This window comes from Olleya sp. KKT75 (assembly GCF_055635485.1).
In genome coordinates this window covers 2,407,522-2,430,227 of the sequence record NZ_CM145759.1, presented here as the reverse complement: position 1 = coordinate 2,430,227, position 22,706 = coordinate 2,407,522, and the positions used below count along the sequence as shown (strand labels likewise).

Sequence of the window (22,706 nt, the reverse complement as noted above, 5' to 3'; positions counted from 1 at the left end):
CTATGAAACACTTTTACTTACTTTTTTCATTTTTAATCTCTGCATTAAGTTATGCACAACTAGCACCACCGACTGAGCTTCAAGCTTATTACAATGGGGTTGACTTTACAAAAACTCAATTAGATTTGTTTGATGATTTAGCGGCAACTACAGCTGCAAATCATACTAATGCTTTAAGTTACACACCAGGAATCTGGGAAGCTAGTAAAGTAACTGATGAGGATATTGACAACCCAAACAATGTTATTTTATTTTATGGATATAGCGATACAGACGGAAACGGTGTAACTGACAGATCTAGAAATAAAAATTTAAACGGAGGTGGTACTGGAGATTGGAACAGAGAACACGTTTTTCCAAACTCTTTAGCTAACCCTGATTTAGACAGTTCTGGTTCATCTGGACCGCCTTATGCAGACGGACACAACTTAAGACCGTCTGACGTACAAATGAACTCTAATCGTGGAAACAAAAAGTTTGCTGCGGGATCTGGAAATGCAGGAAATACTAGTACTAGCTCTAGCTTATGGTATGCTGGAGATGAGTTTAAAGGTGATGCTGCAAGAATAATTATGTACATGTATACTAGATATGGTACACAATGTCTTCCATCTTTTGCTGTTTCTGGAGCAACTAATAGTATTGACCCTAACATGATTGATTTATTGTTAGAGTGGAACGCTGAAGACCCTGTGTCTTTAATTGAAGATAACAGAAACGCTTACCATGGTGATTTATCTAATACCTATGCACAAGGTAACCGTAACCCTTTTATTGACAATCCATATTTAGCAACTGTTATTTGGGGAGGTACTCCTGCAGAAAACAGATGGGGAGAACAACCTGAGGCAGATACAGTAGCACCAACAGTCCCTACAGGATTAGTTGCAAGTAATCCAACAGAAGATACTGTTGATTTAACATGGACGGCTTCTACAGATGATACTGCGGTTGTAACCTATATTATATACGTAGATGGTGTTTTATACACATCAACTAACGGAACAGCAACTACATTTACAGTTACAGGATTAAACCCTGAAACTACATATGTCTTTACCGTTTTAGCTAAAGATGCAGCCAATAACTCATCAGCACAAAGTACATCAGATACTGCTACAACATTAGCAGGGACACCTGCTGGAACAAGTTGCATTAACCCTGTCGAACAAGATTTTGAATTAATGCCTGCAAACAGTAGCTCATACTCTTCAAGAACTTGGACAGATAGCTACGGAGAATGGAATGCAACTAGAGCTAGAACAGACCAAAACATAAACGGATCTAGAGCAATAGTAATTGACATGAGAACTAATAGTGCAGGTACATTAACTTCACCACTAATAGCAGGAGGTATTGCAGATCTTACATTAACAACGCAACAAGTGTTTTCTGGTTCAGGAGGTACGCTTAACATTTATGTAAATGGTGTTTTAAAAGGAGATGTAACTTATGACGCAACTGTGCAAACAGCTACCGTTTCTGGTATTAATACTGAAGGAAACATTACCGTAGTAATTCAAGATGATAGTGACTCTAGCGGAGCAAGAGTTGCAATTGACAATTTATTTTGGACGTGTTACGAAACATTAAGTACACCAGAATTTGATTTAAATCAAACTAAAATCTATCCAAATCCATTAAATGGATCGCTTTTAAATATTGAAGTAAAACAAGACACACGTTTTGAGATTTACGATATCTTAGGAAAAAGCATCATAACTGGTAATGTTACACCAACTAACAAAGAAGCAAATGTATCGCGTCTTAGTAAAGGTGTTTACATCATGAAATTAGAATCTGCTAATGGAACGATCACAAAAAAAATAATTAAAAATTAATTTTTTAATTTCTTAAAAAAAGCGACTCAGAAATGAGTCGCTTTTTTTTTGTTAAAAACCTAGTGAATAACTCTTAAATTAAGCAAGAAATATTACCTACAATTAGCACTAAAAAACCTAAATTTGTTTCTTTATAAAAAACAACACTCAAACTAAAAACATAATGATTCATTTCTTCGGAAACCAAAACAGTAAAGTCTTTGCTGTTCAAGCAACAAAAGAATTATCAACTCAAACCATCTCAAAGTTGACATGGTTATTTGGCGACCAACCAAAAATAGAACAAGCATCGTTAGATGCTTTTTTTGTTGGCCCAAGAGCTGCTATGATTACACCTTGGAGTACTAACGCTGTGGAAATCACCCAAAACATGGGTATTGAAGGCATCATCAGAATTGAAGAATTTGAAGCTTCAAGCAAAGATTTTAAAGGTTTTGACCCTATGATTTCTGAAAAATATAGTACCTTAACTCAAGAGTCATTTACTATTAATATTCAGCCAGAGCCTATCTTAAATATCGATGATATCTCAGCATATAACCAACAAGAAGGTTTAGCGCTAAACGATGAGGAAATCGCTTATTTAGATGGTGTTTCTAAAAAAATAGGACGACCATTAACAGACTCTGAAGTATTTGGATTCTCTCAGGTAAACTCAGAACATTGTCGTCACAAAATCTTTAATGGAACATTTATAATTGATGGTGAAGAAAAACCAACATCTCTTTTTAAATTAATTAAAGAAACAGCAAAGCAACATCCAAACACTATTGTTTCTGCTTATAAAGATAATGTCGCTTTTATAAAAGGTCCAAAAGTGGAGCAATTTGCACCAAAACGAGCTGATGTACCTGATTATTACACAAAAACAGATTACGATTCTGTTATTTCGCTTAAAGCGGAAACACATAACTTCCCAACCACTGTAGAACCTTTTAATGGTGCTGCAACAGGTTCTGGAGGAGAAATTAGAGACAGACTTGCTGGAGGAAAGGGATCTTTACCTTTAGCTGGAACAGCTGTTTACATGACTTCTTACTCTAGGTTAGAAGATAACAGACCTTGGGAACAAGCTATGGACGCACGTCCTTGGTTATACCAAACACCAATGGATATCTTAATTAAAGCTAGTAATGGTGCTTCGGATTTTGGAAACAAATTTGGACAACCACTTATCTGTGGTTCCGTACTAACTTTTGAGCATGACGAAACTAAAGATGCCAAACCTAATGAAGTCAAAGGATCTCAACGTAAATTAGGTTACGATAAAGTAATCATGCAAGCTGGTGGTATTGGATATGGTAAAGCAGACCAAGCATTAAAAGACACGCCTAAAAAAGGTGATAAAATAGTAATATTAGGAGGAGAAAACTACCGTATTGGTATGGGTGGTGCTGCAGTATCTTCTGCAGACACTGGAGAGTTTGCATCAGGGATTGAACTTAATGCTGTACAACGTTCAAACCCAGAAATGCAGAAACGTGCTGCCAATGCTGTACGTGGAATGGTAGAAAGTGAAGAAAACTTTATTGTTTCTATACATGATCATGGTGCAGGTGGACACTTAAACTGTTTATCAGAATTAGTGGAAGATACCGGAGGAACTATTGATTTAGATGCCTTACCTGTTGGAGACCCAACCTTATCTGCAAAAGAAATTATTGGTAATGAGTCTCAAGAACGTATGGGACTAGTTATTGCAGAAAAGCATTTAGAGCACTTAAATAGAATTGCAGACAGAGAACGTTCTCCAATATATACTGTAGGTGACGTAACAGAAAATCACAGATTTACATTCCAATCTAAAACCAAAGGTGATAAACCTATGGATTTAGCTTTAGAGGATATGTTTGGAAGTTCTCCAAAAACTATAATGACGGATACTACGGTTGCTAGAGATTATGGTAATTTAGAGTATACTCCTAACCAATTTCATAGCTACCTAGACCAAGTATTACAATTAGAAGCTGTAGCTTGTAAAGACTGGTTAACAAACAAAGTAGACCGTTGTGTTGGTGGTAAAGTTGCCAAACAACAATGTGTTGGACCATTACAAATACCACTTAATAATCTAGGTGTAATGGCTTTAGATTATAATGGTGTAGAAGGAATTGCAACATCAATTGGGCACGCTCCTATTTCTGGTTTAATTAACCCTATTGCTGGAAGTAGAAACAGTATCACAGAAGCTTTAACTAATATTATTTGGGCACCATTAAAAGATGGATTAGAATCAGTTTCGTTATCCGCTAACTGGATGTGGCCTTGTAAAAACGAAGGTGAAGACGCACGTTTATATGAAGCAGTTAAAGCTATTTCGGAATACGCTATTAACTTAGGAATCAATGTTCCAACAGGAAAAGATTCATTATCAATGAAACAGAAATACCAAAATGAAGAAGTTATTTCTCCAGGGACGGTCATTATTTCTGCAGCAGCAAATTGTAACAATATAAAAAATGTAATCGAACCTGTTCTTAAAAATAACGGTGGAGACATTTATTACATAAACATATCTCAAGACGATTTTAAATTAGGTGGTAGTAGTTTTGCACAAACACTTAATAAAATAGGAAACAGCACTCCTAACACTAAGGATGCCAAATTTGTAAAAACAGTATTTAATACAATACAACAACTAATAAAAGATAATCAAATTATTGCTGGTCATGATGTGGCTTCTGGTGGTTTAATTACAACTTTATTAGAATTATGTTTTGCTGACACTGATTTAGGTGCCACTTTAGACATTACTGCTTTAAACGAGAAAGATTCTTGTAAAGTACTATTTGCTGAAAATTCTGGTATTGTTTTTCAATCTAAAGATACCACGATAGAAAAAGTACTTTCTGATGCTAATATCACTTTTTATAACATTGGTAAAGTAACAACTGGTGACACTTTAAATATTACAAACGGAACAGAAAAATTATCTATGACTATCTCTAAATTAAGAGATACATGGTATAAAACATCTTTTTTGTTAGACCAAAAGCAAACAGCAAATGGGTTAGCAAAAACACGTTTTGATAATTTCAAAAATCAACCTTTAAATTATAAGTTCCCTGAACATTTTACAGGAAAACTACCAAGTATAGACACTACAAAACCAAGACCTAAAGCTGCAATTTTACGTGAAAAAGGAAGTAATTCTGAACGCGAAATGGCAAATGCTATGTATTTAGCTGGCTTTGATGTTAAAGATGTACACATGACAGATTTAATATCTGGTCGCGAAACATTGGAAGATATTCAGTTTTTAGGTGCTGTTGGTGGGTTTTCTAATAGTGATGTTTTAGGATCTGCAAAAGGTTGGGCTGGAGCAATAAAATATAACGATAACGCTAATAAGGTAATAAATAACTTCTTTAAAAGAGAAGATACTTTATCTGTTGGTATTTGTAATGGTTGTCAGCTCTTTATGGAATTAGAGCTAATTAATCCTGAGCATGATGTACATGGAAAGATGCACCATAACGACTCTAAGAAACACGAAAGTGCGTTTACATCAGTAACCGTTCAAGACAATAATTCTGTAATGCTTTCTTCTTTAAAAGACACTACTTTAGGGGTTTGGATAAGTCACGGAGAAGGTAAATTTAACTTACCAAAATCAGAGCAAGACTATAATATTGTTGCCAAATATGGTTATGATAGCTACCCATCAAATCCTAATGGCTCAGACTTTAATACTGCCATGTTGTGTGATAAAACTGGACGTCACCTGGTTATGATGCCGCATATCGAGCGTTCTACATTCCAATGGAATTGGGCAAATTATCCAGAAAACAGAACAGACGACGTCTCTCCTTGGATTGAGGCATTTGTTAATGCTAAAGAATGGATAGTTAATAAATAATAAAAAAATTACACCATAAACTATAAGTAATTTCATAAGTTTATGGTGTAATAATTCAGTACAAAAAGCTATTAATGAATTTTAGATACATAAAAAGCGCTAACACTAACCAGTTAGTTCAAAATTTTTATGAACTTAACGTCGCGGAAACCAGTATACCGCTAAGTTCAAAAATAATACCAACCGCACAGTCACATATTATATTTGTGGACTCAGAGGAAGGTATAGAAACAAATTTTAAAAGTATTACCTATAAAAGTTTAGGGTTAATAGTCTTAGGCCAGTCGTATAAATCATACACCTTAAAAGCTATAAAACCTTATTTTAATTTTGGTATTAGCTTCCACCCTACTGCACTTTATAAATTATTAAAGACAGACATCTCTAAATTTACAGATAAACATATCGACCTTTCAAAGGTAGACAGTCCTTTATATAGTTTACTTAATCCTATTTTTAAAGAAAACTTAAAAGGAGAAGCGCTAGCCTCTAAAATTGAAAATCAACTTGCTAAATTGGATATTTACGAAAGTAAAAACACCATACTAGTAGACGAAGTGATCAAAGTGATTTATGAAAGAGAAGGTATTATTAATGTGGAAGAATTATTAAAGATCTTTCCTATTTCTCAAAAAAACTTAGAAATTCAGTTTAAAAAAATAATAGGTTTAACCCCTTTAAAATTCATTAAATTATATAAGTTTTTATGCTTGATGAGACAGTACGAATCTAACAAAGCAACCATCTCTCAATTAGTAGATTACTACGCTTATTACGATTTTTCTCACTTTTCTAAAGACTTCAAGCTTTTTATGAATTTAAAGCCCGCAGACTACTTTAAAACCGAAAATAAATTTTTAAGTAATTATTTAAAAGAATAATTTTTACGATTATTTACATTTAATTTCGTTAGATTTTACATAATTTAGCTTAGAATTTGTGCATTTTATTTAATTTAAATGAAAGTTAAGGGATTCATTTAAACATAGTTAGTTATTAAATAAAAATCAAAAAGCATGTATTCACGCTATCAATCAGTTAGCTTAGGAGCTGTTTAATTACGGCTCCTTTTTTTTGCAACTGTTTGAATTAGAATTTAATTTTCATACTTTGCAATACTTATTAACTTCGCAATATATCAGATGATAGAAATTACTCGCCTTTTTGATTTCCCTTATTACCAACAAGAAAAACATAATTTAGATGCTGCTTTAGTAACTAAAAAAGATGGTGTGTGGGAAAAAACATCAACCCAAGAATACTTGGACAAAGCTAATGCTGTAAGTAGAGCTTTACTAAAACTAGGGGTCAATAAAGATGAAAAAATTGCTGTAATATCTACAAATAACAGAACAGAGTGGAATATTATGGACATTGGTATCCTGCAGTTAGGAGCTCAAAACGTACCAATTTATCCTACCATATCTGCTGAAGATTATGAATATATCTTAAACCACAGTGGATCTACCTATTGTTTTGTTTCTGATGCTGGCGTATTAGAAAAAGTAAACAAAGTTAGAGCTAAGACCCAAATAAAAGAAGTGTATAGTTTTGACCATATAGAAGGTTGTAAACATTACTCTGAATTATTTGAATTAGGAAAAGACACTGCTAATCAAGTAGAAGTTCAAAAAAGAATGGATAGTGTTAAGCCAAATGACTTAGCTACAATTATATATACATCAGGAACAACAGGAAAACCTAAAGGTGTAATGTTATCGCATGACAATATTACAAGTAACGTACTAAGTAGTGTACCACGCTTGCCTTTAGCACACGAAAACCCAAGAATACTAAGCTTTTTACCAATTTGTCACGTATTTGAACGTGTACTTATATACCTATACCAACACGCCGGTGTCTCTATTTATTATGCAGAAGGCATTGATAAAATTGGAGAAAATGCTCAAGAAATCAAACCTAATTTAATGAGTGTAGTCCCAAGACTACTAGAAAAAGTATACGATAAAATATATGCTAAAGGTGCCGAATTAACAGGTATCAAAAAAGGATTATTTATGTGGGCCATTAAACTTGGAGAGCAATGGAAACCCTATGGTGAAAATGGAGCTTGGTATGAGTTTCAATTAAAAATAGCCAACAAGTTGATTTTTAGTAAATGGAGAGATGCACTTGGAGGAGAACTAACAACTATGGTTTCTGGTAGTGCTGCATTGCAACCAAGATTAACACGTATTTTTTGTGCTGCTGGAATGCAAGTCATGGAAGGTTATGGTTTGACGGAAACATCTCCAGTGGTATCTGTTGGTCAATATGCTAACAATATGTTTAGAGTTGGTACGGTTGGAAAACCTATTGACGGTGTAGATGTTAAGATTGCTGAAGATGGCGAATTACTTATAAAAGGTAGAAACGTCATGTTAGGCTACTTTAACGATCCAGAAAAAACAGCTAGTGTAATGACTGGTGACTATTTTCATACAGGAGATAAAGGAGAAATTGATGCTGACGGATTCTTAAAAATCACAGGGCGTAAAAAAGAAATGTTTAAAACCTCTGGTGGTAAATATGTAATTCCAACACTTTTAGAAAACGAATTAAAACAATCAAGATTTATAGAGCAAATCATGGTTGTTGGTGAAGGCGAAAAAATGCCAGCTGCTATTATTCAGCCTAACTTTGAATTTATTGAAGAATGGATCCAAAGAAAATCATTAAATATTGAAAAAAATCCACAAGCAATTATTAGCTCTCAAATAGTAATTGACAGAATACAAGAAGAAATAAACGACTGCAATTCGCACTTTGGAAAATGGGAACGTATTAAACGTTTTGAACTAACGCCAGATGTTTGGTCTATTGATGGTGGACATTTAACACCAACATTAAAAATGAAACGGGATATCATTAAAGGCATCTATCAAGACCTTTATGATAAAATATACAGAAGTTAAACTTTCAAAAGCTATCTAAATTTAGATAGCTTTTTTTATGCACTAATTTTAAATTTACTATGCGTGCATAATAAATTTTTACTATCTTTACAATATCACTAAATAATTATGTTTAAAATATGAAGGACAAAACCATAGACTACATGCTTAGAACCACGTGGTTAGCTGTCAACAAAATGTATAATGAGGAGGCTGCTAAATTTGGGACTACAATGGCTACTGGTTTTACTTTGTTAAGTATTGATCAAGAAGAAGGAACCCCTTCTACGTCATTAGGTCCTATAATGGGAATGGAAGCAACTAGTTTGTCTCGTATTTTAAAACGCATGGAAGAATTAAATTTAATAGTGCGTAAACCAAATCCAAATGATGGACGCGGTGTACTAATCTATTTAACAGAGTTTGGAAAACAAAAACGTCAAGATGCTAAAGAGCGTGTATTAGTTTTTAATGACGCCATTAAAAATCATATTTCTGAAGAAAAGCTAAAACACTTTTTTGAAGTTTCTGATACTATCAACGAATTGATTTCAAACAAAAAAATATACAATCAAAAAGAACACATTTTAAAATAATATGAGCAAACGTAGAATTAAAAAAGTTGCGATTATTGGTTCCGGAATCATGGGATCAGGTATCGCTTGTCACTTCGCCAATATTGGTGTAGATGTATTACTATTAGACATTGTTCCTAGAGAACTAAACGACAAAGAGAAAGCTAAAGGTTTTACTTTAGAAGACAAAGTCGTAAGAAACAGATTAGTAAACGATGCTTTAACTGCATCTTTAAAATCTAAACCATCACCTATTTACAGTCAGGCTTTTGCTAGTCGTATCACTACAGGAAACCTAGAAGATGACATTGCCAAAGTCGCAGATGTAGATTGGATTATGGAAGTTGTAGTTGAAAGACTAGACATCAAAAAAATGGTGTTTGAAAACTTAGAAAAATACAGAACTCCAGGTACGTTAATTACGTCTAACACATCTGGAATCCCTATTAATTTTATGAGTGAAGGTCGTAGTGAAGATTTCCAGAAACATTTCTGCGGAACGCACTTCTTTAACCCTGCACGTTACTTAAAATTATTTGAAATAATACCTGGTCCAAAAACGGACCCTTCTGTTTTAGAATTTTTAAATGAATATGGCGAAAAATTCTTAGGAAAAACATCTGTTATTGCTAAAGATACGCCTGCTTTTATCGGAAACAGAGTTGGTATTTTTAGTATCCAAAGTTTATTTCACGCAGTTAAAGATTTAGATTTAACTATTGAGGAAGTAGATAAATTATCAGGACCAGTAATTGGTCGTCCAAAATCGGCAACTTTCCGTACGGTTGATGTTGTTGGTTTAGATACTTTGGTTCACGTGGCAAACGGAATTAGAGAAAACTGTCCTAAAGACGAACGTTTAGAGTTATTTGAACTACCAGATTTCATCAACACGATGATGGAAAACAAATGGTTAGGAAGTAAAACCGGACAAGGTTTTTACAAAAAAACGGTGTCTGCTGAAGGGAAAAAAGAAATTTTATCTCTTGACTTAAACACACTAGAATACCGTGCTGCTAAACGTGCAAAATTTGCAACTTTAGAATTAACGAAAACGATTAATAAAGTAGTTGACCGTTTTAAAGTATTAGTAAAAGGAAAAGATAAAGCAGGTGAGTTTTACAGAAAAAGCTTCACTGCATTATTTGCTTACGTATCTAATCGTATTCCTGAAATTTCAGACGAGCTTTATAAAATTGACGATGCCATGAAAGCTGGTTTTGGTTGGGAACACGGACCGTTCCAAATTTGGGATGCTATTGGAGTAGAAAAAGGAATTGAATTAATGAAAGCGGAAGGTTTAGAACCTGCTGCTTGGGTTAACGATATGGTTGCTTCTGGTAACACATCTTTCTATTCTGTAAAAGAAGGAGCTTCTTTCTTTTATGATATTGCGTCTAAAAAACAAACTAAAATACCTGGTCAAGACAGTTTCATTATCCTTGATAATATTAGAAAAACAAACGAAGTGTTTAAAAACTCTGGTGTTGTTATCGAAGATATCGGAGACGGAATCCTTAACCTAGAATTCCAATCTAAAATGAACACTATTGGTGGAGACGTTTTAGCTGGATTAAATAAAGCTATTGATTTAGCAGAAAAAGATTTTGCTGGTTTAGTAGTTGGTAACCAAGCTGCCAACTTCTCTGTTGGTGCAAACATCGGAATGATTTTCATGATGGCTGCAGAGCAGGAATATGATGAGCTTAACATGGCTATCAAATATTTCCAAGATTCTATGATGCGTATGCGTTATTCTTCTATCCCAACTATCTCAGCTCCTCACGGAATGGCTTTAGGTGGTGGATGTGAATTATCATTACACGCAGATAAAGTAGTTGCAGCAGCAGAAACTTACATGGGACTTGTAGAGTTTGGTGTTGGTGTTATTCCTGGTGGTGGTGGTTCTAAAGAAATGGCTTTAAGAGCGCAAGACCTTTTCCATAAAGGCGATGTACAATTAAACGTTTTACAAGAGCATTTCTTAACTATTGGTATGGCTAAAGTATCTACTTCTGCTTACGAAGCTTTTGACTTAAACTTATTGCAAAAAGGAAAAGATGTTGTGGTTGTAAACAAAGACCGTCAAATAGCAGTTGCAAAACAACACGCTATGCTAATGGCTAATTCAGGTTACACACAACCAGTAAAAAGAGATGACGTTTTAGTTTTAGGTAAACAAGCATTAGGAATGTTTATGGTCGGGACAGACTCTATGGAAGACTCTAACTACATTTCTGAACACGATATGAAAATCGCTAATAAATTAGCTTACGTAATGGCTGGTGGAGATTTATCTGAACCAACACGTGTAACAGAACAATATTTATTGGATTTAGAGCGTGAAGCTTTCTTAAGTTTATGTACAGAACGTAAAACTTTAGAGCGTATTCAGCACATGTTAACAAAAGGTAAACCTTTAAGAAACTAAGAAAAATGAAAACAGCATATATAGTAAAAGCATATAGAACCGCAGTTGGTAAAGCACCAAAAGGCGTGTTCCGTTTTAAAAGAACAGATGAATTGGCAGCCGAAACCATCAAGTATATGATGAAGGAATTGCCAGGTTTAGACCCAAAGCGTATTGACGATGTAATTGTTGGTAACGCAATGCCAGAAGGTTCTCAAGGATTAAATATGGCACGTTTAATCTCTTTAATGGGATTAGATATTGTAGATGTTCCTGGTGTAACTGTAAACCGTTTTTGCTCTTCTGGAGTAGAAACAATTGGTATGGCAACTGCAAAAATACAAGCTGGAATGGCAGATTGTATTATTGCTGGTGGAGCAGAAAGTATGAGTAGCGTACCAATGACTGGTTTTAAACCAGAATTGAACTACGATATCGTAAAATCTGGTCATGAAGATTATTATTGGGGAATGGGAAATACTGCAGAAGCTGTTGCAAAACAGTTTAAAGTATCTCGTGAAGACCAAGATGAATTTGCATTCAATTCGCATATGAAAGCCTTAAGAGCGCAAGCTGAAAATCGTTTTCAAGATCAAATAGTACCAATTGAAGTGGAACAAACTTACATTGATGCTAACGGAAAGAAAGCGACAAAATCTTACACAGTAACTAAAGATGAAGGACCTCGTGCAGGAACAAGTAAAGAGGCTTTAGCAAAACTTAGAGCAGTATTTGCTGCTGGAGGAAGTGTTACAGCTGGTAACTCGTCACAAATGAGTGATGGTGCTGCTTTTGTAATGGTTATGAGTGAAGACATGGTTAAGGAGTTAGGTTTAGAGCCAATTGCAAGAATGGTAAACTATGCTGCAGCAGGTGTTGAGCCTCGTATTATGGGTATTGGACCAGTAAAAGCTATTCCAAAAGCACTAAAACAAGCAGGATTAAAACAAGACGATTTATCTTTAATTGAGTTAAATGAAGCTTTCGCTTCTCAATCTTTAGCGGTAATTAGAGAGTTAGGTCTTAACCCAGATATTATTAACGTAAATGGTGGTGCAATTGCATTGGGTCACCCATTAGGATGTACAGGTGCAAAATTATCTGTACAACTTTTTGACGAAATGCGTAAGCGTGACATGCAAGGCAAATATGGTGCAGTTACCATGTGTGTTGGAACAGGTCAAGGCGCTTGCGGGATATTCGAATTCCTTAATTAATACAATACATGATTTCTGTCCGGTCGAGCGCAGTCGAGACTTTTTAAATCGGATAGTAAAAAAAAATAGCACTCGACTACGCTTGAACAGACAAACAATAATAAGTATAACAAGATTATAATATAGTTATGGCAACAGAAGAAAAAGATATATTAAGAGGAGGTCAATTCCTTGTAAAAGAAACAAATTGTGAAGACGTGTTTACTCCTGAAGATTTTTCAGAAGAACAATCAATGATGAAAGATTCTGTAATGGAATTCAACGATCGTGAGATCATTCCTCATAAAGCACGTTTTGAAGCTAAAGATTATGCATTAACTGAAGAGGTTATGCGTAAAGCTGGAGACATGGGCTTTTTAAGTGTCGCAGTACCTGAAGCTTTTGGTGGAATGGGAATGGGATTTGTTTCTACAGTATTAACTTGTGATTATATTTCTTCTGGAACTGGATCATTTAGTACTGCTTTTGGTGCTCATACAGGAATTGGTACTATGCCAATTACTTTATATGGTACAGAGGAGCAAAAACAAAAATACGTACCAAAATTAGCATCTGGAGAGTGGTTTGGAGCTTACTGTTTAACAGAGCCTGGAGCTGGATCTGATGCAAATTCTGGTAAAACAACTGCAGAGCTTTCTGCAGATGGAAAATCATACAAAATTAACGGACAAAAAATGTGGATCTCAAATGCAGGTTTCTGTAGTGTGATGATCGTTTTTGCTCGTATTGAAGGTGATAAAAATATTACTGGATTTATAGTAGAATATAATGGAGACACTCCAAATGGGATTACTTTAGGTGAAGAAGAACATAAATTAGGTATTCGTGCCTCTTCTACGCGTCAAGTATTTTTTAACGACACTGTTGTTCCTGCTGAAAATATGTTAGCTGGTCGTGGTGAAGGTTTCAAAATTGCCATGAATGCACTTAACGTTGGTCGTATTAAATTAGCTGCTGCATGTTTAGATTCTCAAAGAAGAATTTTAACTACTGCTGTAAATTATGCTAAAGAGCGTAAGCAATTTAAAACACCTATTGCAGATTTTGGAGCAATTAAAGTAAAGTTAGCTGAAATGGCTGCAAGTGCTTATGCTGGTGAATCTGCTACTTATAGAGCTGCTAAAAATATTGAAGACAGAATCGCAATGCGTGAAGCTGCCGGAAATACACATCAAGAAGCAGAACTTAAAGGTGTTGAAGAATATGCAATTGAGTGCTCTATCTTAAAAGTTGCTGTGTCTGAAGATGTACAAAATTGTGCAGATGAAGGAATCCAAATTTTTGGTGGAATGGGATTCTCTGAAGAAACGCCTATGGAGTCAGCTTGGAGAGATGCTAGAATTGCCCGTATATATGAAGGTACTAACGAAATTAACAGAATGTTAGCTGTTGGTATGTTAGTGAAAAAGGCAATGAAAGGTCATGTTGATTTATTAGGTCCTGCTTCTAAAGTACAAGAAGAATTAATGGGTATACCATCTTTTGATACACCTGATTACTCTGAGTTATTTTCAGAAGAAAAAATCATGATAGCAAAACTTAAGAAAACATTCTTAATGGTTGCTGGTGGTGCTGTTCAAAAATATGGTCCTCAATTAGAAGATCATCAACAATTATTAATTGCAGCTGCAGATATCTTAATTGAAATCTACATGGCAGAATCTGCAATTTTAAGAACAGAGAAAAATGTTAAGCGTACTAGCGAAAAAGAGCAATCTGCTCAAATCGCAATGGCTAAATTATATTTATATCATGCTGTAGATATCGTTGAAGAAAAAGGAAAAGAAAGTATTATTTCTTTTGCTGAAGGAGACGAACAACGTATGATGTTAATGGGGCTTAAGCGTTTTACAAAATATGCTAACTATCCAGATATCGTAGATTTACGTATCGAGATTGCTGAAAAAGTAAAAGCAGAAGGAAAATACTGCTTCTAAAAATTAAGTTTTAATTACCCTAAAAAAGCTGTTTTGTAATGAAACAGCTTTTTTTTTAATTCAAACAAAACCTAAGTCGTAAATTATTAGTTAAAAGCCATTTCAAATTGAAGTGGCTTTTTATTTTTCATTAATTTAGAAGAAATTTTAAAAGTAATGAAGCAACTCATCATTCTACTCTTTACAACACTTCTATTAATAAGCTGTAAGGAAGATAAAACTATTATTCCAAAACCAGCTAAACAACTTAAAGTTGTACACAAAGCAAATACTAGTCCAACAATAGATGGAAAAGCTACAGAAGCTATTTGGGAATCTTCAAAATGGTATCCAATTGATCAAAAATGGTTAGGAGACACCTACTCTCAAGACGATTTTAAAGGTCAATATAAATTAGCCTGGGACGCCAATGCTTTATATGCTTTAGTAGAAATACATGATGATTTACTAACTACAATAAACAAAGAGCCCTTAAAACTATGGTGGGATAACGATTGTGTCGAGGTGTTTATAGATGAAGATAATAGTGGTGGCGAACATCAATATAATCATAATGCTTTTGCCTATCACGTAGGATTAGATGGCAATGTCGTGGATATTGCACCTGGTGACATACCTGCATTATACAATAATCATGTCCAATCTAAACGCATCACTACTGGAACCACGTCTATTTGGGAACTTAAAATAAATATATATGACGATAGTTTTGTAGATGGAAAACAAAATAATCCAGTAACACTAAAAACGGATAAAAATATAGGATTTGCTATTGCATACTGTGATAATGACAAAAGTAAAACTCGAGAAAACTTTATTGGGTCTGAAGCTATTGAAGGAAAAGATAAAAATAGAGGATGGATAGACGCTTCCGTTTTCGGAACTTTAATTTTAAAAGAATAACTATGAAAAAGATATACCTTGTAATAAGTTTTTTAACTTTCACCTTAATAACAACAGCACAAACTAGCCAAAAGATATATGATATTATTGATGCTGTTTCCGCAGAACGCATTGAAAAAGACATTCAAAAATTAGTCGATTTTGGTACTAGAAACACCTTTAGTGATACTATTTCAGAAACTAGAGGAATTGGTGCTGCACGACGATGGATAAAATCAGAATTTGAAGCTATTTCTTCCGACTGTAAAAATTGCTTAGACGTCACGTATCAAAAAGACTTTGTTACTAAAGAAGGTAACAAACGCGTACCACACGATGCTTGGATTGTTAATGTTGTGGCTATTCAAAAAGGAACGAAATATCCAAATCGTTATATTATAATGAGTGGTGATATCGACTCTCGTGGAAGTGATACCATGGAGTTTACAAAAGATGCACCTGGGGCAAACGATAATGCTTCTGGTATGGCCGGAACTATTGAGGCTGCAAGAGTTTTGTCCAAATACAAATTTGAAAACAGTATTGTTTATGTTGGTTTATCTGGAGAAGAGCAAGGTCTTTTTGGCGGTGGTGGCTTAGCAAAATATGCTAAAGCGCAAGGTTGGGATATTATCGGAATACTTAACAATGACATGATTGGAAACATTAAAGGTGTTGATGGTGTTATTGATAATCGCACTTTTAGAATTTTTTCAGAACCTGTTCCTGCTAACGAAACCGAGAGAGAACGTACACTTAGACGTTTTTATGGTGGAGAAGTCGATGGAATTTCTCGTCAATTAGCCCGTTACGTACATAAAACAGTAAAAACATACATGCCAGAAATGAATCCGATGATGGTTTATAGATTAGATCGTTTTGGACGCGGTGGACACCATAGACCTTTTAACGACTTAGGTTTTGCAGGGATCCGAATTATGGAAGCGCACGAAAACTATGTACAGCAACACCAAGATATTAGAGAAGAAAATGGCATAAAATATGGCGATGTTATTGAGCACGTCAATTTTGAATACGCAAAAAAACTGACTACTGTTAACGCTATAAATATGGCTAATTTGGCTTGGGCACCTCCTGCTCCAAAAACAGTTGCTATTGGTGGTATTGTAGAACCTTCCGTTAAATTTAAATGGGATAAAGTTGAAGGTGCAATCGGTTATAAAATTTACTGGAGAGATACCACATCTCCTACTTGGGACAACAGTCGTTATGTTGGTGATGTCTCAGAATTTATGCTAGATGGCATCGTTATTGACAACTATTTCTTCGGGATTGCTTCTGTTGGAAAAGACGGTTTTGAAAGCCCTGTGGTGTTTCCTAATAAAATAATAAGATAAATTTCAGAATGAATAAAACACTAATTTCGACCTTAATTTTAGTTATTACGCTCTGTGTCAATGCAAATGCACAAGGCTTACTTCAAGAAAAAAACAAGTTTACGCATCAAGACACACTGCGCGGAAGTATCACGCCAGAGCGTGAATGGTGGGATTTAACCTATTATCATTTAGACATTAATGTTAATCCGGAGACCAAAACTATTGCTGGTAAAAACACAATTCAGTATACCGTTTTAAAACCAAACCAAGTATTACAAATCGATTTACAAGAACCGTTAGTACTTACTAAAGTGACTCAAAATGATAAAGCATTAGAGATTAAACACGATGGAAATGCACATTTTGTTACACTTAAAGACCAACAAAATATAGGCGAAACAAATAGCGTAATTGCATATTACGAAGGGAAACCACGTGAAGCTATTAGAGCGCCTTGGGATGGCGGAATCTCTTGGAAAAAAGACAATAATGGTAATCATTTTATTGCCTCATCCTGTCAAGGTCTTGGAGCTAGCGTTTGGTGGCCAAACAAAGACCACATGTATGATGAAGTTGATAGTATGGATATTAGTGTCACTGTACCAAAAGGTTTAATGAATGTTTCTAATGGAAGACTTAAAAGCGTTATTGATAATAAAGATGAAACTATAACTACCAATTGGCACGTTGCCAACCCAATTAATAATTATGGAGTCAATATAAATATTGGTAACTATGCTAATTTCTCTGAAGTTTATAAAGGTGAAAAAGGTGATTTAGATATGAATTACTTCGTCTTAAAAGAAAACCTTGAAAAAGCAAAAGAGCATTTTAAAGATGCCCCAAAAATGATGAAAGCATTTGAGCATTGGTTTGGACCGTATCCTTTTTACGAAGATAGTTTTAAGTTAGTCGAAGTGCCTTATTTAGGAATGGAGCATCAAAGCTCTGTAACCTACGGAAATAAATATATGAATGGCTATCTAGGTGATGATTTATCCGGAACAGGTTGGGGTTTAAAATTTGATTTTATAATCATCCATGAATCTGGACACGAGTGGTTTGCCAATAATATCACCAATATAGATATTGCAGATATGTGGATTCATGAGAGTTTTACATCTTATTCTGAAAACCTATTTTTAGATTACTATTACGGAAAAGAAGCTGCTGCTGAATATGTCATTGGTAAAAGAAAAAACGTAAGAAACGATAGACCATTAATAGGGCAATATAATGTGAACAATGAAGGCTCTGGAGATATGTATTACAAAGGTGAAAATATGTTACACACCTTACGTCAATTAGTTAATGACGACGAAAAATGGAGACAGATACTACGCACGTTAAATAGTAAATTTTATCATCAAACGGTAACAACACAGCAAATTGAAGATTATTTAGCAGAAGCATCTGGTTTAGATTTAAAAGGCTTTTTTAATCAGTATTTAAGGAGTATTAAAATTCCTGCTTTAGAATATAAAGTTGAAGGTAAAAAACTTAACTACAAATGGACTAATACCGTTGATGGCTTTGTAATGCCTATTCAAATTGAAATTAATGGTCAGTCCCAATGGATTTTGCCAACTTCAAAAAATCAAACTTTAAAATTAAAGTCTAAAAATTCTAAAGTAGTCGTGGATAGAGACTTTTATATTACGGTAAAAGAATTTTAAAAATGAATTTAGAAGAATACTATTTTAAATCAGACACAGCATGGCGAGAATGGTTACACATCAATCACGACAGTGATGACGGTATCTACCTCATCTTTTACAAAGTAAACCACAAAAACAAAAGTATGCGTTGGGAAGAAGCTGTAAAAGTAGCCTTGTGCTATGGTTGGATAGATAGTACTGTCAAGAGTTTAGGAGATGGAAAACGAAGGCAATACTTTTGTAAACGTAATCCTAAAAGTGTCTGGAGTGCACTTAACAAAAGACATATAAAAACCTTACTTGCCGAAGATTTAATGCATCCAAAAGGCTTAGAAATAATTAAAACAGGTAAGAAAAACGGAAGTTGGACTGCTTTAGATGAAGTTGAGAAAGGTATCATTCCAGAAGCATTACAATTGGCATTTGAAGATAATCCTAAAGCTTTTGAAAACTATAAAAACTTTGCCCCATCTTACAAAAAACATTATTTGTATTGGCTAAATCAAGCAAAACGAGAAGCTACAAAACAAAAGAGAATTGTAGAAATCATTAAATTTTGCGAAGCGAATATTAAATCTAGAAATACTTGGTAATATAATTATTTGAAAGGCTTTCCTTTTTTTTCGACTTAATATAAAATCGCAACACAATGAATATTCAAAAAATAAATTTCACTAATGCAGAAGGGCAACAATTAGTTGGTCGTTTAGAACTTCCAATAAATCAACATCCTCATAATTTTGCCATATTCGCACATTGTTTTACTTGTAATAAAAACTTATCTGCAGTAAAAAATATTACTCGCGAATTAACCTCTAATGGATTTGGTGTATTACGTTTTGATTTTACTGGATTAGGCGAAAGTGAAGGCGATTTTGAAAATACTAATTTTTCAGGAAATGTGGATGATTTAATTAGTGCCTCTAATTATTTAAAAGAAAACTATACCGCTCCTACCCTTTTAATTGGACATTCTTTAGGTGGCGCGGCTGTTATTTTTGCAGCTTCTACAATAGATTCCGTTAAAGCTGTTGCAACAATTGGAGCGCCTTCAAATCCAAAACATGTCGAGAATCTAATTAAAAGTAGTGTTGACGAAATAAAAGCTACAGGAAAAGCAAATGTAAATATTGGCGGGCGTCCGTTTACAATCAAAAAACAATTTTTAGACGACATAGAAACAAAGTCGTTGCCAAACGTTGCTAAAAACTTACGTAAAGCTTTGTTAGTAATGCACTCGCCACAAGACACTACGGTTGGAATTGAAAATGCAGAAGAAATTTACGTTGCTGCTAGACATCCAAAAAGTTTTGTATCTCTTGATGGTGCCGATCATTTATTAATGCGAAAGGAAGATTCTATTTATGTTGGAAGTGTAATAGCTAGTTGGGCAAAACGCTATATTTCTATCCCTAAAACAGATACGATTTCCACAACACACCAAGCAGTTGCAAGTCTAGATGCAGAAGATGGTTTTACTACACAAATGACTGTGGGGAGCCATACCATGATGGCTGATGAGCCTACTAGTTTTGGTGGAAATGATTTTGGTCCTTCACCATATGAGTTTGTTTCTGCGGGATTATCTGCTTGTACGGCCATGACTGTTCAGATGTATGTTAAACGAAAGGGTTGGGATTTGCAAAACATTGAAGTGCACACCTCGCATACTAAAGTAGCGAAACAGGTTGTTGAAAATGGTGAGCAAAAAGAAATCAAAGTAGACACTTTTAATAGAGAAATTAAACTAAAAGGAAATTTAGACGATAAACAAATACAGCGTATTCTTCAAATTGCTGATAAATGTCCAGTGCATAAAACACTACATAGCGATATAGACGTAGTAACTAAAATAGTTTAGTACCGTGTGTTTTTAATGTTACGGAAAGTTAAAATTAACTAATTTTTAAGAATTCTTGTTCATCAAATTCTTTAGAATAGTTGTTAATTATATCCCGTGAAAAAGAAGAACAAAAACTTAGCAAAATCGACACGTTGGTATCGTAAAACGCACCGAATTGTAGCGGTCTCATTATTACTATTTATAGTTATCATGAGTGCAACGGGTTTACTTTTAGCATGGAAGGACCAACTTGGTTTTAAACCTTCTACCGTAAAAGTAGCATCTAACAACACCCCTTTAATTTCATTAGCTAAAATAGAGCAAAACGCGATACAATATATTGATAGTCTTAAACTGTCAACCGCTATAAATAGGATAGATTACAGACCTAGAAAAGGTATTGCTAAAGTTAGATTTGAATACCATTTTACGGAATTACAAATCAATTGTTATACTGGGGAAATAATTTCGGCAAAAACAAGAACAGCAGATTTAATTGAAATGATTCATGATGGCTCTATTGTCGATTATTTATTAAACTTCAAAACGACGCCTCTAAAATTAATCTACTCCACGATTATTGGACTAGGCTTATTATTTATTTCTTTTAGTGGTTTTTTATTATGGTTAAAACCGAAACAGATTAAAAAAAATAAACGCATCCTATCAGAGCAGTAAACAATTAATAATATAAAAAAAGCAACCTCAAATTGAGATTGCTTTTTTTTTATTTATTCTAGTGTTATTATTTTATAATCCACTTATAAAACTACCATAAGGGTCTTTAAACTGAATCCCTTCCGTAAATCTATATTTACTTAATTGCTTATATTCTACTAAAGCCCAAAGTACAAATTCTTTAACAAAATAACTTTCTTGTTTTGTTAGTTTGGCTTGGTGTTTTCCTAATAAATCATCTAAAGGAGATACAGCATCTAATAGTGCTTTGTATTCTTTATCACGCAAACCATCTAACAATTCAAACCCTTCTGAATTATTAAAAAACCATGATACGATATCGTCATAAGGGCTTTCGTCTTCTTGCTTTTGAAGTTTTTCTATTTTAGGAAAAAACTCAGGAAATAAACTTTTAACTGCTTCACCAATTAAGTTATAAGCCACTTGTGCTGCGCCTTCTTGTTCTCCTTCATAAACCAATTCTACTTTACCTGTAATAGCAGGAATAATTCCTAAAAAGTCAGATAATCTAATGGTTGTAGTATCATCTCCATTCTTTAAAGCACGAAGTTCTGCAGTACTTAATAAGTTTTCAAAAGCGGTAATACTTAAACGTGCACTTACACCACTTTTTTCGTCAATAAAATCACTGTCTCTAGCTTCAAATACAATTTGTTCTAATAAGTCTTTTGCTAATTCTGGTACATGAATACTATCCTTTTGACGACCATCAGATTTAGCTTCTTGCTGCGTAATAATTTTAGCAGTTTCAATATCTTTTGGATAATGCGTTAAAATTTGCGATCCAATTCTATCTTTTAAAGGCGTTACAATACTTCCTCTATTGGTATAATCTTCAGGATTTGCAGTAAAAATAAACTGCATATCTAAAGGTAAACGCAATTTAAATCCTCTAATCTGTATATCACCTTCTTGTAGAATATTAAATAAAGCCACTTGTATTCTAGCTTGTAAATCTGGCAATTCATTAATAACAAAAATACAACGGTTTGCACGCGGAATCATTCCATAATGTATTACTCTGTCATCTGCATAACTCAACTTTAAGTTCGCTGCTTTTATTGGATCTACATCACCAATAATATCTGCAACAGTAACATCTGGAGTTGCTAATTTCTCTGCAAAACGCTCGCTTCTATGCATCCAAATAATTGGTGTTTTATCTCCTTTTTCTGCAATCAATTCTGTTGCAAAACGTGAGATTGGCTGTAATGGATCGTCATTAATTTCAGACCCTTCAACCACAGGAATATACTCATCCAATAAATTTAGCATTAAACGCGCTAAGCGGGTTTTAGCTTGACCGCGTAATCCTAAAAAGTTAATATTATGTCGTGATAAAATAGCACGTTGTAACTCAGGAATCACAGTATTTTCGTAACCATGCACACCTTCAAAAACAGTTGTTTTACTTTTTATTCTTTCAATTAAATTATCTCTTAATTCGTCTTTAATAGACTTACTTTTATATCCAGCTTTTTTTAATTCGCCTAAAGTTTTTATATTTTTTATTTCCATATCTAATTTTTAGAAAAGAGATAACAGACAAAA

Annotated in this window: 15 protein-coding genes; 14 read left to right on the top strand and 1 reads right to left on the bottom strand. The window is 34.1% G+C overall.

The annotated features are described in order from the left end of the window. The first annotated feature begins 2 nt into the window (after positions 1-2). The 14 genes from ACZ2G2_RS10900 (at position 3) to ACZ2G2_RS10835 (ending at position 21,134) form a co-directional block, all read left to right on the top strand. Positions 3-1,841, top strand: coding sequence for an endonuclease (locus tag ACZ2G2_RS10900; protein WP_470392101.1), 1,839 nt, complete (start codon positions 3-5; stop codon positions 1,839-1,841). Positions 1,842-2,004: 163 nt separating this feature from the next. Then, complete coding sequence (gene purL / locus ACZ2G2_RS10895; RefSeq protein ID WP_470392100.1) at positions 2,005-5,700, top strand: phosphoribosylformylglycinamidine synthase; 3,696 nt, start codon at positions 2,005-2,007, stop codon at positions 5,698-5,700. 74 nt (positions 5,701-5,774) lie between these two features. Further along, a complete protein-coding gene (locus tag ACZ2G2_RS10890) occupies positions 5,775-6,581 on the top strand; it encodes a helix-turn-helix domain-containing protein (RefSeq protein WP_272022683.1) in 807 nt (268 codons plus the stop codon). Between the two features lie 261 nt (positions 6,582-6,842). Then, positions 6,843-8,615, top strand: coding sequence for an AMP-dependent synthetase/ligase (locus ACZ2G2_RS10885; RefSeq protein ID WP_470392099.1), 1,773 nt, complete (start codon positions 6,843-6,845; stop codon positions 8,613-8,615). 119 nt (positions 8,616-8,734) lie between these two features. Then, complete coding sequence (locus ACZ2G2_RS10880; protein WP_090839702.1) at positions 8,735-9,190, top strand: MarR family winged helix-turn-helix transcriptional regulator; 456 nt, start codon at positions 8,735-8,737, stop codon at positions 9,188-9,190. Position 9,191: 1 nt separating this feature from the next. Beyond that, a complete protein-coding gene (locus ACZ2G2_RS10875) occupies positions 9,192-11,600 on the top strand; it encodes a 3-hydroxyacyl-CoA dehydrogenase NAD-binding domain-containing protein (protein ID WP_470392098.1) in 2,409 nt (802 codons plus the stop codon). Between the two features lie 5 nt (positions 11,601-11,605). Then, on the top strand, positions 11,606-12,796 hold the full coding sequence (locus tag ACZ2G2_RS10870; protein ID WP_101203173.1) for an acetyl-CoA C-acyltransferase: 1,191 nt from the start codon (positions 11,606-11,608) through the stop codon (positions 12,794-12,796). Positions 12,797-12,924: 128 nt separating this feature from the next. After that, positions 12,925-14,733: an acyl-CoA dehydrogenase family protein gene (locus ACZ2G2_RS10865; protein ID WP_470392097.1), complete on the top strand. Its 1,809-nt coding sequence runs from the start codon at positions 12,925-12,927 to the stop codon at positions 14,731-14,733. Between the two features lie 156 nt (positions 14,734-14,889). Beyond that, positions 14,890-15,636, top strand: coding sequence for a CBM9 family sugar-binding protein (locus ACZ2G2_RS10860; protein ID WP_470392096.1), 747 nt, complete (start codon positions 14,890-14,892; stop codon positions 15,634-15,636). Positions 15,637-15,638: 2 nt separating this feature from the next. Beyond that, positions 15,639-16,973: a M28 family peptidase gene (locus ACZ2G2_RS10855; RefSeq protein ID WP_470392095.1), complete on the top strand. Its 1,335-nt coding sequence runs from the start codon at positions 15,639-15,641 to the stop codon at positions 16,971-16,973. An 8-nt stretch (positions 16,974-16,981) separates the two neighbouring features. Continuing rightward, a complete protein-coding gene (locus tag ACZ2G2_RS10850; RefSeq protein WP_470392094.1) occupies positions 16,982-18,631 on the top strand; it encodes a M1 family metallopeptidase in 1,650 nt (549 codons plus the stop codon). A 2-nt stretch (positions 18,632-18,633) separates the two neighbouring features. Next, positions 18,634-19,206 (top strand): YdeI/OmpD-associated family protein, encoded by a 573-nt coding sequence (locus ACZ2G2_RS10845; RefSeq protein ID WP_470392093.1) that lies wholly within the window; start codon positions 18,634-18,636, stop codon positions 19,204-19,206. 56 nt (positions 19,207-19,262) lie between these two features. Continuing rightward, the gene (locus ACZ2G2_RS10840) at positions 19,263-20,474 is read left to right on the top strand and encodes a bifunctional alpha/beta hydrolase/OsmC family protein (protein ID WP_470392092.1); all 1,212 of its coding nucleotides are present in this window, start codon (positions 19,263-19,265) and stop codon (positions 20,472-20,474) included. Between the two features lie 96 nt (positions 20,475-20,570). Beyond that, the gene (locus ACZ2G2_RS10835) at positions 20,571-21,134 is read left to right on the top strand and encodes a PepSY domain-containing protein (RefSeq protein ID WP_470392091.1); all 564 of its coding nucleotides are present in this window, start codon (positions 20,571-20,573) and stop codon (positions 21,132-21,134) included. Between the two features lie 72 nt (positions 21,135-21,206). Here ACZ2G2_RS10835 and ACZ2G2_RS10830 read toward each other — a convergent pair whose 3' ends face one another. Continuing rightward, positions 21,207-22,673, bottom strand: a complete 1,467-nt coding sequence (locus ACZ2G2_RS10830) for a MoxR family ATPase (protein WP_470392090.1) — start codon at positions 22,671-22,673, stop codon at positions 21,207-21,209. Between the last annotated feature and the right edge of the window lie 33 nt (positions 22,674-22,706).

Bases quoted from the DNA above. Each gene is read 5' to 3' on its own strand.
- ACZ2G2_RS10890 (WP_272022683.1), top strand. From the start codon at position 5,775: ATGAATTTTAGATACATAAAAAGCGCTAACACTAACCAGTTAGTTCAA.
- ACZ2G2_RS10900 (WP_470392101.1), top strand. From the start codon at position 3: ATGAAACACTTTTACTTACTTTTTTCATTTTTAATCTCTGCATTAAGT.
- ACZ2G2_RS10870 (WP_101203173.1), top strand. From the start codon at position 11,606: ATGAAAACAGCATATATAGTAAAAGCATATAGAACCGCAGTTGGTAAA.
- ACZ2G2_RS10830 (WP_470392090.1), bottom strand. From the start codon at position 22,673: ATGGAAATAAAAAATATAAAAACTTTAGGCGAATTAAAAAAAGCTGGA.
- ACZ2G2_RS10860 (WP_470392096.1), top strand. From the start codon at position 14,890: ATGAAGCAACTCATCATTCTACTCTTTACAACACTTCTATTAATAAGC.
- purL (WP_470392100.1), top strand. From the start codon at position 2,005: ATGATTCATTTCTTCGGAAACCAAAACAGTAAAGTCTTTGCTGTTCAA.
- ACZ2G2_RS10880 (WP_090839702.1), top strand. From the start codon at position 8,735: ATGAAGGACAAAACCATAGACTACATGCTTAGAACCACGTGGTTAGCT.
- ACZ2G2_RS10885 (WP_470392099.1), top strand. From the start codon at position 6,843: ATGATAGAAATTACTCGCCTTTTTGATTTCCCTTATTACCAACAAGAA.
- ACZ2G2_RS10840 (WP_470392092.1), top strand. From the start codon at position 19,263: ATGAATATTCAAAAAATAAATTTCACTAATGCAGAAGGGCAACAATTA.
- ACZ2G2_RS10865 (WP_470392097.1), top strand. From the start codon at position 12,925: ATGGCAACAGAAGAAAAAGATATATTAAGAGGAGGTCAATTCCTTGTA.
- ACZ2G2_RS10855 (WP_470392095.1), top strand. From the start codon at position 15,639: ATGAAAAAGATATACCTTGTAATAAGTTTTTTAACTTTCACCTTAATA.
- ACZ2G2_RS10845 (WP_470392093.1), top strand. From the start codon at position 18,634: ATGAATTTAGAAGAATACTATTTTAAATCAGACACAGCATGGCGAGAA.
- ACZ2G2_RS10875 (WP_470392098.1), top strand. From the start codon at position 9,192: ATGAGCAAACGTAGAATTAAAAAAGTTGCGATTATTGGTTCCGGAATC.
- ACZ2G2_RS10850 (WP_470392094.1), top strand. From the start codon at position 16,982: ATGAATAAAACACTAATTTCGACCTTAATTTTAGTTATTACGCTCTGT.